Source organism: Methylobacterium adhaesivum (assembly GCF_022179065.1).
GTDB lineage: Bacteria > Pseudomonadota > Alphaproteobacteria > Rhizobiales > Beijerinckiaceae > Methylobacterium > Methylobacterium adhaesivum.
The window spans coordinates 1-14,645 of the sequence record NZ_BPQD01000032.1 but is presented as its reverse complement, the minus strand read 5'-3'; the positions used below and the strand labels follow the sequence as shown (position 1 = coordinate 14,645).

Sequence of the window (14,645 nt, the reverse complement as noted above, 5' to 3'; positions counted from 1 at the left end):
AGCTTCAACGCGAAGCTGCGGGATGAACTCCTCAACGGCGAGGTGTTCTACACCCTCAAGGAGGCCAGCGTCGTGATCGAGCAATGGCGTAGGCACTATAACAACATCCGGCCGCACTCGTCGCTCGGCTACCAGCCGCCTGCGCCCGAGGTCGTCATCTGGCCAACCGAACCGAGCGGCTCAGGGCCGCTCGCTCACCCCGCCATCGTCACGCGACTGACGATGCACTAACTTCGAACCTGGGCCACCGAATGGGGGCAGGCCAGGAGCCGACCGATGAACCGAGCCAGCCCGTCGTGTCGAAGCCATGGCCGAACACCGTCGTCATGCCCTTGGGCGGGTCGTCCTCGGTCTGGGTCATCGACATGAGCGGCGCGTCGAAGGTCGAGACCTTGCCCCAGTAAAGGGCCGGGTGGGCGTTGAAGATCTGCAGGCCGCTCATCAGCAGGATCAGCAGGCAGATCGCGTTCACCCAGTGGGTGACTCTGATCACGAGGGGATGACGAAACATCCAGCGGCGGCGCTCGACCTCGCCGGTCTCGGAGGCAGATCGGGTCAGGTAGCTTCGAGCCAAACGGTCTTCCCCGCACTCTGGACGGCTAGGGCGGAGGCCCCTGGGTCGGGGCCTCCGGAAGCGCACGGCGCTTTGAAATCACATGCCGCGGTTCATCATCATCCGCTTCTTCATCATGCGGCGCTTCATCATCTGCTTCCGCATCATGCGCTTCTTCATCATCATCCGCTCGCTGCTGGTCATCCGGACCTGGGTGACGTCGGACGGGGCGGCCTGGAGTCCGTTCGGGCCCATCGGGGCGGCCGAGGCGGCGCCGGCACCGAGCGCGAGGCTGCCGAGGACCGAGGCGGCGAGGGCAAGGGTGGTGATCTTCATTCGATGTCTCCTGTACGGGGAAGGAATCCCCTTTCGCACATGGGGAGAAGAGAAGACCCGACCATCAAGTTCCTGATTTATCGAATAAAAATCCGGCCACGATGGCTTTGGAGCGCAACAAACCGGACGCCGAGGTGAAGCCTCGCGCCGCGCCCAGGCGGGGCGTACGCCGACTTGTACGGAGGCGTGCAGCAGAAAGTTTCAGAGCAGGCCGGTAGCGCAGACATCGAAGGCGACCGCCTGCGCGCTCCCTTGCAATTCCGGGGCTGTCACACCGGCGAGTCCTAGAGCGGCTCGGCGATAAGCAAGGCGGTTGATATCGCGGTGGCCGGCGGCCGCCGTGGACGGGTCGGCTGATACGGCTCGCACGAAAGCCTATCGACCGATCTCAAAGGCGGCTTGCGGGACGGCGGTTGACATCTGCGAGGCCAACGAATGGGTTCGTTCAGGCCGGATACCGCCCGGTCCCATTCATGATTACGCTTCCGGGAAACCCCATCCAGGGACAGGCGTTTCCGGGGTCCTGAAAACGCCAAGAAACCAGGAGCCTTGCCATGTCGATACGTCTGATGCTCGCCGCCGGCTTCCTCGCGGCGAGCACCTGCCTCGCCGCCGCCCAGGGAACCCCGCCCGCGGCAAGCCCGGAAACTCCGATGCCCGCCACGCAGGCGAACGGCGATATGAAGGAGTGGCAAGTAGCAAAGACCGCGAAGGTCGCCCTGCCACAGGCGATCAGCACCGCGGAGATGCAGGGCGAGGAAAAGGGCGGCCGCGCCATCGACGCCGACTTCGAGAAGGCCGATGGCAAGGACCCGGCGCACTACAGCGTCAAGGTCGTCTACCCCAGCGGCAAGCTCGTCGAGTACGGCATCAATGCCGACACCGGCGCCCTGTACAAGACCGAGAACCAGCCCATCGAGCGCTACTTCACCTTCCTGAAGCCGGCCAACTTCAACGAGGCCAAGACCTCGCTCAAGGATGCGCTCGTCATCGCCGAGCAGAAGGCCGGCGGCGGCAAGGCGTACGAGGCGTCGGTGTCGAAGGACGGCAAGGCGGTGCAGTACGCGATCAAGATCGCCGGCGCCGACAAGGAGACGAGCGTCACGGTCGGCCCCGACGGCAAGGTCGTCGACTAGGTCTTACCGGCCGGCTCCGGTCATGCCGGAGCCGGCGACCGCTCAGCTGTGATGGTGGGCATGCCGGCCCTCTCCACTCCCATGGTCGCCGTGTCCGTGCTGCATGGGATGCTTCCGGGCCAGCCAGAACCAATAGGCTGCGAGCGCCCCGAAGCCGAGGTTTAGCCAGAACGTGTAGTTTAGCGCGAAACGCGTCAGGTGGGCCCGCACGTCGCCCGCGTGATCGGGGACCCATCCGAGCCCGTTGAAGGCGAGGTCCATCACCAGCGCGGCGATGACCATGGTGACGTAGAAGACGCCGCCGATGTAGGCGGCCATGCGCCACCCGAAATAGCGCCGGTAGGCGTCGAGGAGCGGCAGCACGATCAGGTCGGCGTAGAGGAAGGCGAGCACGCCGCCGAAGCTCGCGCCGCCGCCCCACAGGACCGCCGCCAGCGGCACGTTGCCGATGGAGCAGACGAAGGTCAGGACCGCGATGAGCGGCCCAAGGAGGGCGTTGAGCGGCACCTTGAGCCAGGGCGAGGCGTCGGTGAGGAACAGCGCCTTCCAGGCGGCGTCGGGCACGAAGGCGGAGAGCAGCCCGCCGACGAGGAAGCCGATGGCGAGGTCCTTCCACAGCATCGACCATTCCATCGCGAAGTTCTGGGCGATCCGGATGCGGGTCTCGGGGTTGGCGAGCTTCTCGCGGAGGGTCGATCCCTCAACGGTCATCGACATGTGCTGGTGCCCGGCGCTCGTCTCCTCGTGGTTCCGGGCCTCCTCGGCGAGCCGCTTCGGGTAGGTCAGGCGGACGATGACGCTCATCACCGCGATCAGCACGAGGCCGCCGATCCACTCGCCGGCCATGAAGGGCCAGCCGAGAAGTAGGTAGAGGATGATGCCGAGCTCCAGCACGAGATTGGTCGAGGCGAACAGGAAGGCCAGCGAGGTCGTGAGCGCCGCCCCCTTCTTGAACAGGGTCCGCATGATCGCCGCGGAGGCGTAGGAGCAGGAGGACGAGGCCGCGCCGGCGAGCGAGGCGAGCGCGATCTCCCGCGCGCCGTCGCGCCCCAACGCGCGCCTCATCTGCTCCGTGGAGACCACGGACTGGAGCAGGGCCGAGACCGTGAAGCCGAGCACGAGCGTCCAGCCGGTCTGCCAGAACATCCCCGCGGCCATGAGCAAGGCGCGGCCCAGGCCATCCACGAACCACTCCAACGACGCCTCCCGTCCCTGTCAGGCATGAGCTTCACCTGCGCTATGCGTCGAGGCCGCGGATGCGAGGTTGCCTCCCGGCGGTCGCCGCCTGCAACGTTCGCGAGAGCTGCTCGACCGAGTAGGGCTTGTGCAGCAACTCGAAGCCGTGGCTTCCCTCCTGCGCCAGCACATGGCTGTAGCCTGATGTCAGGACCACCGGCAGGTCGGGGTACAAGCGTCGGACCTCTTTGGCGAGGTCGATGCCGTTCATCCCCGGCATCACCACGTCCGAGAACATCACGTCGAATCTTGCGGGGCCCCTCGCGAGCTCGGCCAGTGCCTCATCGGCACCGGCGGAGAGGATGGGCAAATAGCCCAGCTCGATCAGAGCCTGCACCGAGAAGCTGCCGACGTCCGCGTTGTCCTCGACCACCAGCACTCGGGTGTCGTGTCCCACGCTCAGAACGTCTGGGATCTCGGCCTTGGCTGGCTTATGAGACGCGGCGGGAACGCGCGGCAGGTACAGGGTGAACGTCGTGCCCGCACCGACGTCGCTCTCGACCGTCACCTCTCCGCCCGACTGCTTGGCGAAGCCGAACACCTGAGACAGGCCCAGGCCCGTGCCCTTGCCGACCTCCTTCGTCGTGAAGAACGGCTCGAAGATCTGGTCCAGGCTCTCCGGCGGTATACCGCTGCCTGTATCACTCATTGAGACCGCCACGTAAGGGCCATAGACGGCCGGATGGGTGCGGACAGATGGGATCGCCTCGACCGGCGCGACGCGGATCGTGATCGCCCCCTCGCCCGTCATCGCGTCGCGAGCGTTGACCGCCATGTTAATCAGCGCGGTGTCGAACTGGCTTGGATCGACATCGATGTAGCAGCGCCGCGCCGGCAATTCCGTAGCGAGCTTGATTCGGGCGCCGGTCAGCGTCCCGACCATCTCGTTGATCGCTCGCACGCCGTCGCAGGCGGCGAACACCTCGGGTTTGAGCGCCTGCCGGCGTGCGAAGGCGAGGAGCTGGTTGGTCAGCCGAGCGGCGCGATCCACCGTATTCGAGATCGCCTCGACGTAGCGAATGCGACGCTCCTCGGGTAGGTTCGGCCGCTTCAGAAGGTCGGTGGATGACTTAATCACGGTGAGCAGGTTGTTGAAGTCGTGCGCCACGCCGCCTGTGAGTTGTCCGATGGCCTCCAATTTCTGCGACTGACGCAGGGCGTCCTCAGCTTGCAATAGGTGCTGTGCCTGCTCGGTCTCCAGGGTGACGTCGCGTCCGTAGCAGTAGATCAGGCCGTCCTCGGGCGTCGTGATCCAGGCGATCCAGCGGTGAGAGCCGTCCTTGTGCCGGTAGCGGTTGCGATGCGACGGCAGCGGCTCGTGGGCGGCTTGGCGTAACGCCACCCGTGAGGCGGAATGACCGTCGGGATCGATGAACGTGAACAGGCTGCGGCCGACCATCTCCTCGGGCGCCCAACCGAGCAGCCGCGTGGCCGACGGACTGACGGAGCGGAACACGCCGTCGGCGTCGATGACGATCTGCAGGTCCTGGGCGTTGCGCCAGACCCGGTCGAGTTCGACGCCCCGTTGCACGACCTGCCGTTCGAGCGTCTCGTTGAGCTCGTTCAGGTCCGCCTCGGCGCGCTTGCGGGCCGTGATGTCGGAGGCCGCGCCGAGCCAGCCGATGATGTGTCCCTCGGCGTCCATCTGCGGCACGGCGCGGGAGTGCGCCCAGCCGGTTCCCCCGCCCACGAGGTTGACCCGGTGTTCGAGCTGATAGTTCGAGCGTGTGCGGATCGCCCGCTCGAACTCCGCACGCACGGCCGCACGGTCCTCCGGCGGGATGTAGTCGGTCAGCCAGTCGGGATTGGCCGTGGCGTTGTCCGGGATGAAGTCGCCACCCGCGAGCTGGTACAGCTCGCCCCAGTCCGCGTTTAGCGAGTAACGCACCTCGGAGGAGGAGCCCACCAAGGCTTCGAGGTGCTTCCTCGCGGTCACCCCTGCCGTGGTTTCGACCACGGTGCAGAAGAGGCCCCGTATCGTTCCGACATCGTCGCGCAACGGCGCGAAGGAGAACGTGAAGTACGCCTGTTCGACGCCCGCACCCCGCTCCACCTTTAGGGGCAAGTCGATGAGCTGGTCCGGCCGGCCGGCGAGGGTCTGCGCCACAAGCGGTTGCACATCGGGCCAGATCTCGGCCCAGACCTCGGCCATGGGACGACCGAGTGCCGCCGGACGCTTGCTGCCAAACATCGACACGTAGGCTTGGTTGTAGAGGAACGTCAGCTCCGGCCCCCAGACCAGCCAGGTCGGCCCATGGCTGTCGAGCACGAGGGCCATCGCGGCTCGAAGAGGCGCGGGCCATGCCTCCGGCGCACCGAGCGACGAGACGGTCCAGTCGTGCGTGCGGATGGCATGAGCCATCGGGTCGTCACCGACGGGAAAGAGGGCGGGTGATGGTATCCGGTCAGGCACGCCCGGCCTCGTGCCACATCCCGTGAGCCCGACTATCCGCGAGCGCGGCTGCCTCGTCACGTTCAAGGAGGCGCAAGGCGGCCCGCATCGTCTCGCTGATGCTCCGGTAGCGCCCGGACCTAACGAGGGCTTCGAGCAGGGCGTCCTGCTCGGGCGTGATGGAGACGGTGACGGTACGGCACACGGACATGGTCAAGCTGTGCCCCTTGAGACCTGTTCTTACAAGGCGCCGTTCCGACACATGGTCGTCAACGCGGTTTCGAGGGCGATGACCTGTTCAGGACGCCGTCGGTTTTTCCCGGCGGCCGAGAGCCTTGGGCCCTGGGCGGTCGACGAACCTCACGCAAGTTTTCGACACGGGCGGACCTTAATCCCTGCCCGGGGACTTGGTGTCCATGAACAGCACCATCTCCGTCCCCTATGCCCTGGCCGTCGACGACGACGGACTGATCCGGATGAACGTCCTCGACATTCTGGAAGATGCAGGCTTCCGGACTCTGGAAGCCGAGAACGGAGACCGCGCGATTGCGGTGCTGGAGCAGCATCAGGCCTCGATAGCGCTCCTGTTCACCGACGTGCAGATGCCTGGGTCGCGCGATGGCTTCGCCCTGGCCAAGGAGGTATTTCGACGCTGGCCGCACATCGCGGTCGTCGTCGCTTCCGGTCACGTCCGCCCGACCACAGGCGACCTCCCCGACGGCGTCCACTTCCTTGCGAAGCCGTTCTCCGCCGAGACGGTCCACGACCATCTGCGCGCGATGCTGCCGGATGGTCGCAAGCCGGATCCACTCAAGGCTTAGCCGCTTCCTCAACGCATGCGCCGATGCTTGACGCCACCATATCGATGCGGCTCCGACCGTGTCGCCGCTGGCTAGCAATGGGCCTGGGCCCCGCCGATATCGCAGTCCATCGGACGGTCGGTAGGCGCCGACCGTATCCCCAAGCCGATCCGACGACATAGGCGCCGGCGCATGGAGATCAGCCGAACTCTGGTCGGCCTTGCACCATCAGCGATCCGACGCCGCGGGGATCACCGGCTAGATGAGAGACCGGTGGGGCGCGCGCGCCAGGATGGCGACACCGTCAAAGCCGGGCACGTTGGCGGAGTCTTGGGTGCCCCGGACGTCACGATCCCAAACCCTGTCCTCGCCCACCCGCAGGCGCGGCGGCGATGACCCGTCGCAGGGCCTTGCCGATCTGGGCGGCCGAGTACGGCTTGTGCAGGAGTTCGAAGCCGTGGCTGTCCTCGCGCGCCAGGACATGGCTGTAGCCCGAGGCTAACACCACCGGCAGGTTCGGAAGCCGTATCCGGAGCGCCTTGGCGAGCTCGATGCCTCCCATCCCCGGCATAACCACATCGGAGAAGACGGCTCGGAAGCCGCCGCCGTCGGCGCCCAAGCGTTCAAGCGCCTCCTCGGCGTTGACGACCCATTCGGGCGCGTAGCCCAGGTCCTCCAGGATCTGAGCGCAGAAGCGCCCAACCTCCAGGTTGTCCTCGACCAGCAGCACGGGTTGGCCCTGGCCGGAGGGCGCCACCCCGATGTCGGGGTCGGGGATAGGCATCTCGGCTGGTCCGTCAGAGACCTCGGGAAGGTAGAGCGTGAAGGTCGTGCCCTCTCCGACCGCGCTCGAAACGTCGACGTCGCCGCCGGACTGCTTAGCGAAGCCGAACACCTGGCTGAGCCCGAGCCCGGTGCCGCGTCCGACTGCCTTGGTCGTGAAGAAGGGTTCGAAGATGCGCCCTAGGACGTCGATGGGGATGCCCGAGCCGGTGTCCGTGAGCGAGATGGCCACGAACGGCCCGCGCGCACCGCCATGACCGCGGATGGATGGCATGGGCTGTCCGGCGAGAACCCGCATCGTCAGCGTCCCAACGCCGTCCATGGCATCGCGCGCGTTCACCGCGGCGTTCACGACCGCCGTCTCGAACTGGTTGACGTCGGCGCGCACCAGCGCGACCGCGTCCGAAGCCTCGACCTTCACGCGGATGCGGGCGCCGGTGATAGTGTCCAGCATGTCGGCGACGCCTCGCAGGCGCTCGCCGGCGTCGAACACCTCGGGCCTGAGGGATTGCCGGCGCGCGAAGGCCAGGAGCTGCCCGGTGAGCTTGGCAGCCCGGTCCACCGTGTCCGAGACCGCATCCATGTATCGCTTGCGCCGCTCCTCGGGCAGATCAGGGCGGCGCAGGAAGTCCACCGAAGACCGGATGATGGTCAGCAGGTTGTTGAAATCGTGTGCCACGCCGCCGGTGAGTTGACCCACCGCCTCAAGCTTCTGTGACTGGCGGAGATCCTGTTCCATCCGCTCGCGCTCGACCGCCTCGGCGAGCAACCGCGCGTTCGCCTCCGCGAGCTCCGCCGTTCGCGCGGCGACCTGGGTCTCCAGCGATGCTCCAGCCTCACGCAACCTCTCGGCCTGGTCCTCCAGCTCCGCATGCAGCGCGACCACCCCGCGGTTGGTCTCGGCGAGCTCGCGGTTGAGGCGCTCCGCCTCCTCCTGGCGCTCGGCGAGCTCGGCGAGGCTGCGCAGGAGTTCGCGGTTCTGCTCACGCAGCGCGACCAGCGGTTCCTCGGTCCGCGCACGGGCCACGTCCTCGGCGAGGGTCGCGAGCCGCTTTCCCGTGAAGGATTCCGTGCCGGACGGCAGCCGCTTGGCGAAGGTAGCGACCGTGCCTTTCCCGGGCTCGGTCTCGATCTCGAAGCGGTCCATCAACCGGCGAGAGCCGGTGATGCCGATGCCCAGGCCCGTCGTCGAGCGGTAGCGACCTTCGAGGATCTCGTCCAAGTGGGGGATGCCGGGACCCGTGTCGATCACGCGGATCACCAGGGATTGGCCGCCATCCTCCTCGTCGAGGCCGTACTCGACCCTGCCGCCGCCGGCATAGCCGTAGGCGTTGCGCGCGATCTCGGACACCGCGGTGGCGATGCGGGTCTGGTCCTGGACCTCGAAGCCGAGGCTCTCGGCGAGCCGCCGCACGCGCTGGCGCACCGTGACGATGTCGTCCTCGTGCTCGACATGGCTGGCGAGGAGGGGCCACCTCACGCCGCGTCCCCTCGAACGACGAGCACGGTGGCGTCGTCGCGGGCCCGGGCGAAGTCGCGATAGATCACACCCGCCACCAGTGACGGATGGGCCCCGGCGATGCCGGGGAAGGCGTCGAGGGTCCAGCCGGTCACGATCCCGTCCGAGCACAGGACGAAAAGGTCGTCCGGGCGCATCGGGTACTCGAACTCCTGGATACGCCGGGCCGCGTGCCCGGCCGTGCCTGCGAGGCTGACAGTACGCTTAGTCACTGCGGCGGAGACAACGGCTCCCAGGACGTTGCCGATGCCCGCGAACGTGAGGATACCGGCGTCCCGATTGTAGCGTGCGACCGAGACCGCCCCACCTCGGGTGTGCGGCAGTCCCGCGTGGATGGCGGACAGGACCGCGCCGGGGGGCTTGTCCCGATGGCGGCGGAACCATCGCAGGGCCTCCTCGGACGCCTTGGCCGCCTCCGGCCCGTGGCCGAGCCCATCCGCCACGATGGCCGTCCAACCGTCGCCCCGCTCACGCACCGCGTAGGCGTCGCCGTTGGCCGTCTCGCCCCTCAACGGTACCGTCACCGCCCCGAAGGTCGGCAGCGCGTGCGAGGCGGCCGGTCGCACGCCCGACAAACGTGCCATCACCGCAGTGCCACCGCCGGGCCGGGACGCGATGTCGAAGGCGTCGGACAACCGCCGCACGGCGCCGAGTCCCTCGCCAGGGCTGCCGCCCGTGGAATGCCCGTCGCGCAGGGCCGAGCCGAGATCCGAGACGCCGGGTCCCTTGTCGAGGGCGAGGATCTCGACCCCGGAACCGGTGCCGTCCTCGTAGGTGCCGACGAGGATCTCGCCGGGCACGCCGTACTTGACGATGTTGGTGGCGAGTTCGGTCGCGACGAGGGCCACCCGGCCGGCCGCGGTCTCGTCGAAGCCGACGGACTGCGCGGCGGACACCGCCCGCCGCCGCGCCTCGGCAACCTGGCTCGCTTCGGTAACGGTGACGCAATCCATGCCTACTTCCAGCGCGCGATGGTCACGCGCGTGCCTGAACCGGGCGTCGACTCGATGTGGAACTCGTTCGAGAGCCGCTTGGCTCCGCCCAGGCCCAATCCCAGACCCCCGCCGGAGGTGTAGTGGTCGGTCATCGCCTGCTCGATGTCGGCGATGCCGGGCCCGTGGTCCTCGAAGGTTAAGCGTAGGCCCTTGCGCATCGCGGCCTGCACGATCTCCATACAGACATCGCCGCCCCCTCCGTAATCGAGGGTATTGCGCGCAAGCTCGCTCGCGGCGGTGATGATCTTGGTCTGGTCGACGAGCCCGAGGCCGATCTCCACGGCGAGCGCACGCACCCGCTGGCGCACGCGGACCACGTCGTCGCCGGATCGGACGGGTAAGGTCTCAGTTTTCGTGACGGTCACGGTCGCTCTCGTGCCCGTCGTCCTCCTCGGAGAGCCGCGCCTGGATCAGCGCCATGCCTCGCTCGACGTTGAGCGCGGTCTTGATGCCGGTGAGTTCCAGGCCGAGCTCGACCAGGGTAATGGCCACCGCGGGCCGCATACCCGCCACCACCGTCTCGGCATCGAGGACGCGCGAGACCGCCGCGATGCTCACCAGCATGCGGCCGATGAAGGAATCGACGATCTCCAGCGCCGAGATCTCGATGAGGACGCCACGCGCGCTGGTGCGCGCGATCATCGCCGTGAGGTCCTCCTCCAAGGCGAGCGCGAGGCGGTCGTGCATGTCGACCTGGATGGTGACGATGAGCGCACCGCCCAGCTTGAGGATCGGGATGCGGTCCATGGCTTCAGCGGCGCTCCTCGGCCGGAGCTTGCTGGCGCACCACCTTTCGGCCGGTGCGCTTGAGGGCCACCGCGAAGGCGTCGGCCAGCGTCGCCTTCGAGACGACGTTGAGCTCGACCCCGAGATGGACCATGGTCTGGGCGATCTGCGGCCTGATACCCGAAACGATGCAGTCCGCCCCCATCAGGCGCGCCGCCGCAACCGTCTTGAGGAGGTGCTGGGCCACGAGCGTGTCGACGGTCGGCACGCCGGTGATGTCGATGATGGCGATCTCAGCCTCCTCGTCGACGATGGCCTGAAGCAGGTTCTCCATCACGACGCCGGTCCGGGCGCTGTCGAGGGTGCCGATCAGCGGAAGCGCCAGGATGCCGTCCCAGAGCCGCACCACCGGGGTGGAAAGCTCGGCGATCTCCTGCCCCTGGCGGCCGATAACCTCCTCGCGGCTCGCCAGGAATACCTCCATGGTCTGAAGGCCGAGCCGGTCGAGCACCTTACCGGCCGCCCAGACGCCGGCCGCGAGGGCCGTCGCGTCCCCGTCGAGCATGCGCTTCAGCGCGTCGAAGATCGGCTCCTTTAGGGAGAAGACGAAGTTGGCGGTGTCGGTGGGGGTAAAGCCCTGGATCGCCCGCGAGCGGGAGATGTCGGCGAGGGTCTCGCGCAGGGATGCGAAGCCCGCGGCGTCGGCGTCGAGGCCGCCCGATGCGAGGGCATCCCGGATTTGGCCGAACACGGCCTTGACCTGGGTCTGGAGCTCGGCCTCGCGGATACGCCCGCTCTGCAAGGAGGTCCCCTCCCGCAGGGCCGCGTTCCAGGCGTCGAGGATGGCGGCCTCGTCCTGCGTGACGGTCTTGCTCAGGACCTCGGCGCCGTCCGTCTTCATCAATCCATCCTCATCATCTTCGAAAGGCTCTAACCTGTCCGGGGCGGGTTCGATAGGCGGCGATGCCATACGCCAGGTCGGCGAAAGGTGGTTGTCCCTGGTCGGTTAGTCGGGTTTGTCCAACGGCGGGTTTTCCGGGTCCCGCCTATCCGCCGCCTTCCTGCGTCGCCGGGGCTTCGATGCGGCCCGGCGCAGGATGCGCGAGAGGGCCTCGACGGAGTAGGGCTTTTGCAGCAGCTCGAAGCCGTGGTCGCTCTCCTGTGCGAGGACGTGGCTGTAGCCGCTGGTCAGCACCACCGGCAGGCCGGGATACAACCGCCGGACCTCGCGCCCGAGCTCGACCCCGTTCATGCCCGGCATGACCACGTCCGAGAACACCACGTCGTAGGTGTCCGGCTTGGCAGCCAGGGTTGCCAGGGCCTCGTCGGCGTTCGCGACCCAGTGCGTGCCGTAGCCGAGCTCCTGCAGGGTCTGGGTCGAGAAGGTGCCGACGTCGCGGTTGTCCTCGACCACGAGCACGCAGGTCCCGCGCCCGTCGACCACCGCGTCGGCCGGCGCGGGCTCCTCGTCCCGAGCGGCCCCCCTGTCCGCACGTGGGAGGTAGAGCGCGAAGGTGGTGCCGCGCCCGAGCTCGCTGTCGACCATCACCTCGCCGCCCGATTGCTTGGCGAAGCCGAACACCTGGGACAGCCCTAGCCCGGTGCCCTGGCCGACGCCCTTTGTGGTGAAGAACGGCTCGAAGATCCGGTCGATCTGCTCTGCCGGGATGCCCGAGCCGGTGTCGGTCAGCGCGATCCGGACGAAGTCCCCGAGCAACGCGGGATGCGAGCGCATCGCCGGCACGACGCCCACGGCTTCCACCATGACGTCGAGGCGACCCTCGCCGTCCATCGCGTCGCGGGCATTGACGGCCATGTTGACCAGCGCGGTGTCGAACTGGCTCGGGTCCGCATTGATGTGGCAGGGCTCGTCGCCGACATGGATCGAGACCGCGATCCGGGCCCCGGTCAGGGTTCCCATCATCTCGCCGATGGCCCGCACGCTCCGCCCGGCGTCGAACACCTCCGGTCGCAGGGCCTGGCGCCGGGCGAAGGCCAGGAGCTGGCCCGTCAGCTTGGCGGCCCGGTCCACGGTGTCGGAGATCGCTGAGATGTAGCGGACCCGCCTTTCCTCGGCGAGGTCCGGCCGCTTGAGCAGGTCGGTCGACGACTTGATGACTGTAAGCAAGTTGTTGAAGTCGTGCGCGACGCCCCCGGTCAACTGCCCGACCGCCTCCAGCTTCTGCGACTGCCGCAGCGCCTCCTCGGCCTGGAGCAAGGTCGTGGCCCGCTCCTTCTCCTGCGTGACGTCGCGGGAGACGCAGTAGAGCAGCCCGTCGACCGGCACCGCCGTCCATGACAGCGTGCGGTAGCCACCGTCGCGGGCGCGGAAGCGGTTCTCGAAGGCGAGGGTCGGGCCACCGGCGGCGAGGCGGGCGACCTCGGCCCGCGTCTTATCCCGGTCGTCCGGGTGTTCGAGCCATTCCGAGGTCTTGCCGACGATGTCGTGGTAGTCCCACCCCAGGACGCGCTGCCAAGCCGGGTTGATGCTGACCCAGACTCCGCTCGCGTCGGCGACGCCGAGCATGTCCCGGCTCACATGCCAGATGCGGTCGCGCTCCTGGGTGCGCTCGGCCACCTGGGCCGCCAGGGTCTCGTTGAGGGCTCGCAGGTCCGCGGCGACGCGGTCGCGCTCGTCCTCCACGGCGCGCCGCTCGTGCACGTCGAGGAGCACCCCCGGGAAACTCAGGGGCGCCCCGTCCGCGGCATGTTCGACCCGGCCGTTCGCCTCCAGCCAGTAGTAGTTCCCGTCGGCGCGACGGACCCGGTACTGATGGGCGTAGGCGCCCCCGCGCGCGACCGCCTCGGCGATGGCTGCGGCCAATCCGGTTTGGTCGTCGGGATGGACGGTCGCGACGATTTGGGCGAGCGGGATGCCTTCCCGGCCGAGTGCGGGATCGAGGCCGAAGGCGCAGGCGAACGCCGCGTCGACCGTGAACCGGTCGTTGGGAATGTCCCAGAACCACGTGCCGATGATCGCGCCGGCTGCGAGCGCCAGCTGGACGCGTTGAACGTTCTCGCGCGCCAGCGCCTCGCTCGCGCGCAGGGCCGCCTCCGCCTCCTTGCGGGCGGTGATGTCGGTGAAGAGTACCGCGACCTCCCGGCGGCTCGCCGGCTCGACGCGATGGGCGGCGACCTCCAGGTGCCGACCGTTCGGGGCGAACGCGCGCTGGAAGCGGACAGGCTCGCCGCTGCGAAGCACCTCGCCGTAGATCCCGAGCCAGCCCTCGGCCTCGCTGTCGGGAAGGATCTCGCGCAACATCCTCCCGACCAATCCCGACATGCCGAGATGATGCTCGAAGGCCGGGTTGGCCTCGATGTGCACGTAGTCACTGAGGGGGCCGCGCGGCCCGTCGACGAAGCGGATGACGCAGAAGCCCTCGTCGATGCTGTCGAAAAGGGTCCGGTAGCGCTCCTCGCTGAGCGCGAGCGCGTCGCGCGCCGTGCGCTGCTCGGTGACATCGCGCGCCACCCCGGAAAACCGCACGGGACGGCCGGAGGGGTCATACTCGATCTCCCCCTTGCGGGCGATCCAGCGGATCTCGCCGGTGTCCGGACGGCAAATGCGGTACTCGACGTCCCGGGGCGGCCCGCCCAGCCGGCGGGTCTCCGCCGTCGAGACGAGATGGACGTCCTCGGGGACGACCACCGCTTCGAACGCCGTCGCAGGGTAGCTCGCCCGCTCGGGCAACCCGTAGAGGCGGCAGAGCTCTGGGGTCGGGGTGAGGACGTTGTCGGCCATGTCGACGGTGAACAGGCCGACCCCGCCTGCCGCCTGCGCCTTGCGCAGCCGTGCCTCGGACTCTTCGAGAACCTTCCCCGCAAGGTGTTGGCCGGTGCGGTCGCGCAGGATCTTGAGATAGCCGACGAGGCCGCCGTCCTCGGCATGGAGCGGCATCATCTCGCCCGAGGCGTAAAACCGCGAGCCGTCCTTGCGCAGATGCCAGCGCTCGTCGGTACCGCGGCCCTCTTCCCGAGCGCCCTTCATCTCCTGCTCGGGGATACCGGCGGCGACGTCCTCCTCGGTGAAAAAGACGTGGGCCGGCCGGCCCAGCATCTCCGCCTCCGACCAGCCGAGGATAGCCTCGGCGCCCGCGCTCCAACCCGTCACGCGGGCGTCCAGGTCCATGATCACCATCGCGTAGTCGATTGGCCTGCCTCCTGAAAAG

General features: G+C 68.1%; 13 protein-coding genes and 1 pseudogene. 3 read left to right on the top strand and 11 right to left on the bottom strand.

The window, feature by feature from the left end; all coding sequences use genetic code 11:
- Positions 1-231 (top strand): integrase core domain-containing protein (locus MFF01_RS18510; protein ID WP_238227640.1); only part of this gene is annotated, 231 nt, incomplete at its 5' end.
- 43 nt (positions 232-274) lie between these two features.
- On the opposite strand, the pseudogene MFF01_RS18505 reads toward MFF01_RS18510, so the two are convergent.
- Both MFF01_RS18505 and MFF01_RS18500 read right to left on the bottom strand, forming a co-directional pair.
- Positions 275-511, bottom strand: a pseudogene (locus MFF01_RS18505) (cytochrome b/b6 domain-containing protein); the annotation flags it as partial.
- Positions 512-652: 141 nt separating this feature from the next.
- Positions 653-889, bottom strand: a complete 237-nt coding sequence (locus MFF01_RS18500; protein WP_048434660.1) for a hypothetical protein — start codon at positions 887-889, stop codon at positions 653-655.
- 554 nt (positions 890-1,443) lie between these two features.
- Between MFF01_RS18500 and MFF01_RS18495 the strand changes: the two genes are divergently transcribed.
- Positions 1,444-2,025, top strand: a complete 582-nt coding sequence (locus MFF01_RS18495; RefSeq protein WP_238227639.1) for a PepSY domain-containing protein — start codon at positions 1,444-1,446, stop codon at positions 2,023-2,025.
- Positions 2,026-2,067: 42 nt separating this feature from the next.
- Here MFF01_RS18495 and MFF01_RS18490 read toward each other — a convergent pair whose 3' ends face one another.
- The 3 genes from MFF01_RS18490 to MFF01_RS18480 are packed head-to-tail and all read right to left on the bottom strand — an operon-like array spanning position 2,068 to position 5,864.
- The gene (locus MFF01_RS18490) at positions 2,068-3,210 is read right to left on the bottom strand and encodes a permease (protein WP_238227638.1); all 1,143 of its coding nucleotides are present in this window, start codon (positions 3,208-3,210) and stop codon (positions 2,068-2,070) included.
- A gap of 52 nt (positions 3,211-3,262) precedes the next feature.
- Complete coding sequence (locus MFF01_RS18485; RefSeq protein WP_238227637.1) at positions 3,263-5,623, bottom strand: hybrid sensor histidine kinase/response regulator; 2,361 nt, start codon at positions 5,621-5,623, stop codon at positions 3,263-3,265.
- 43 nt (positions 5,624-5,666) lie between these two features.
- Positions 5,667-5,864, bottom strand: a complete 198-nt coding sequence (locus MFF01_RS18480) for a ribbon-helix-helix domain-containing protein (RefSeq protein WP_238227636.1) — start codon at positions 5,862-5,864, stop codon at positions 5,667-5,669.
- A gap of 205 nt (positions 5,865-6,069) precedes the next feature.
- Here MFF01_RS18480 and MFF01_RS18475 point away from each other — a divergent pair, with 205 nt between their 5' ends.
- Positions 6,070-6,474 (top strand): response regulator, encoded by a 405-nt coding sequence (locus tag MFF01_RS18475; RefSeq protein WP_238227634.1) that lies wholly within the window; start codon positions 6,070-6,072, stop codon positions 6,472-6,474.
- Positions 6,475-6,799: 325 nt separating this feature from the next.
- Here the strand turns inward: MFF01_RS18475 and MFF01_RS18470 are convergent, their stop codons facing one another.
- From MFF01_RS18470 to MFF01_RS18445, 6 genes are all read right to left on the bottom strand, one after another.
- Positions 6,800-8,716: an ATP-binding protein gene (locus MFF01_RS18470; RefSeq protein WP_238227632.1), complete on the bottom strand. Its 1,917-nt coding sequence runs from the start codon at positions 8,714-8,716 to the stop codon at positions 6,800-6,802.
- On the bottom strand, positions 8,713-9,708 hold the full coding sequence (locus tag MFF01_RS18465) for an ATP-binding SpoIIE family protein phosphatase (protein WP_238227630.1): 996 nt from the start codon (positions 9,706-9,708) through the stop codon (positions 8,713-8,715). The genes MFF01_RS18470 and MFF01_RS18465 overlap by 4 nt, the downstream gene beginning before the upstream one ends.
- A 2-nt stretch (positions 9,709-9,710) precedes the next feature.
- On the bottom strand, positions 9,711-10,115 hold the full coding sequence (locus MFF01_RS18460) for an anti-sigma regulatory factor (protein ID WP_238227628.1): 405 nt from the start codon (positions 10,113-10,115) through the stop codon (positions 9,711-9,713).
- Positions 10,096-10,497, bottom strand: coding sequence for an STAS domain-containing protein (locus MFF01_RS18455; protein WP_238227626.1), 402 nt, complete (start codon positions 10,495-10,497; stop codon positions 10,096-10,098). Before MFF01_RS18455 ends, MFF01_RS18460 begins: the two co-directional genes overlap by 20 nt.
- A gap of 4 nt (positions 10,498-10,501) precedes the next feature.
- A complete protein-coding gene (locus MFF01_RS18450; protein WP_238227625.1) occupies positions 10,502-11,377 on the bottom strand; it encodes an STAS domain-containing protein in 876 nt (291 codons plus the stop codon).
- A gap of 105 nt (positions 11,378-11,482) precedes the next feature.
- Entirely contained in the window at positions 11,483-14,605 is a 3,123-nt protein-coding gene (locus tag MFF01_RS18445) for a PAS domain S-box protein (RefSeq protein WP_238227623.1), read from the bottom strand.
- Positions 14,606-14,645: the final 40 nt, after the last annotated feature.

Bases quoted from the DNA above. Each gene is read 5' to 3' on its own strand.
- MFF01_RS18500 (WP_048434660.1), bottom strand. From the start codon at position 889: ATGAAGATCACCACCCTTGCCCTCGCCGCCTCGGTCCTCGGCAGCCTC.
- MFF01_RS18495 (WP_238227639.1), top strand. From the start codon at position 1,444: ATGTCGATACGTCTGATGCTCGCCGCCGGCTTCCTCGCGGCGAGCACC.
- MFF01_RS18485 (WP_238227637.1), bottom strand. From the start codon at position 5,623: ATGGCTCATGCCATCCGCACGCACGACTGGACCGTCTCGTCGCTCGGT.
- MFF01_RS18480 (WP_238227636.1), bottom strand. From the start codon at position 5,864: ATGTCCGTGTGCCGTACCGTCACCGTCTCCATCACGCCCGAGCAGGAC.
- MFF01_RS18475 (WP_238227634.1), top strand. From the start codon at position 6,070: ATGAACAGCACCATCTCCGTCCCCTATGCCCTGGCCGTCGACGACGAC.
- MFF01_RS18465 (WP_238227630.1), bottom strand. From the start codon at position 9,708: ATGGATTGCGTCACCGTTACCGAAGCGAGCCAGGTTGCCGAGGCGCGG.
- MFF01_RS18455 (WP_238227626.1), bottom strand. From the start codon at position 10,497: ATGGACCGCATCCCGATCCTCAAGCTGGGCGGTGCGCTCATCGTCACC.
- MFF01_RS18450 (WP_238227625.1), bottom strand. From the start codon at position 11,377: ATGAAGACGGACGGCGCCGAGGTCCTGAGCAAGACCGTCACGCAGGAC.
- MFF01_RS18445 (WP_238227623.1), bottom strand. From the start codon at position 14,605: ATGGACCTGGACGCCCGCGTGACGGGTTGGAGCGCGGGCGCCGAGGCT.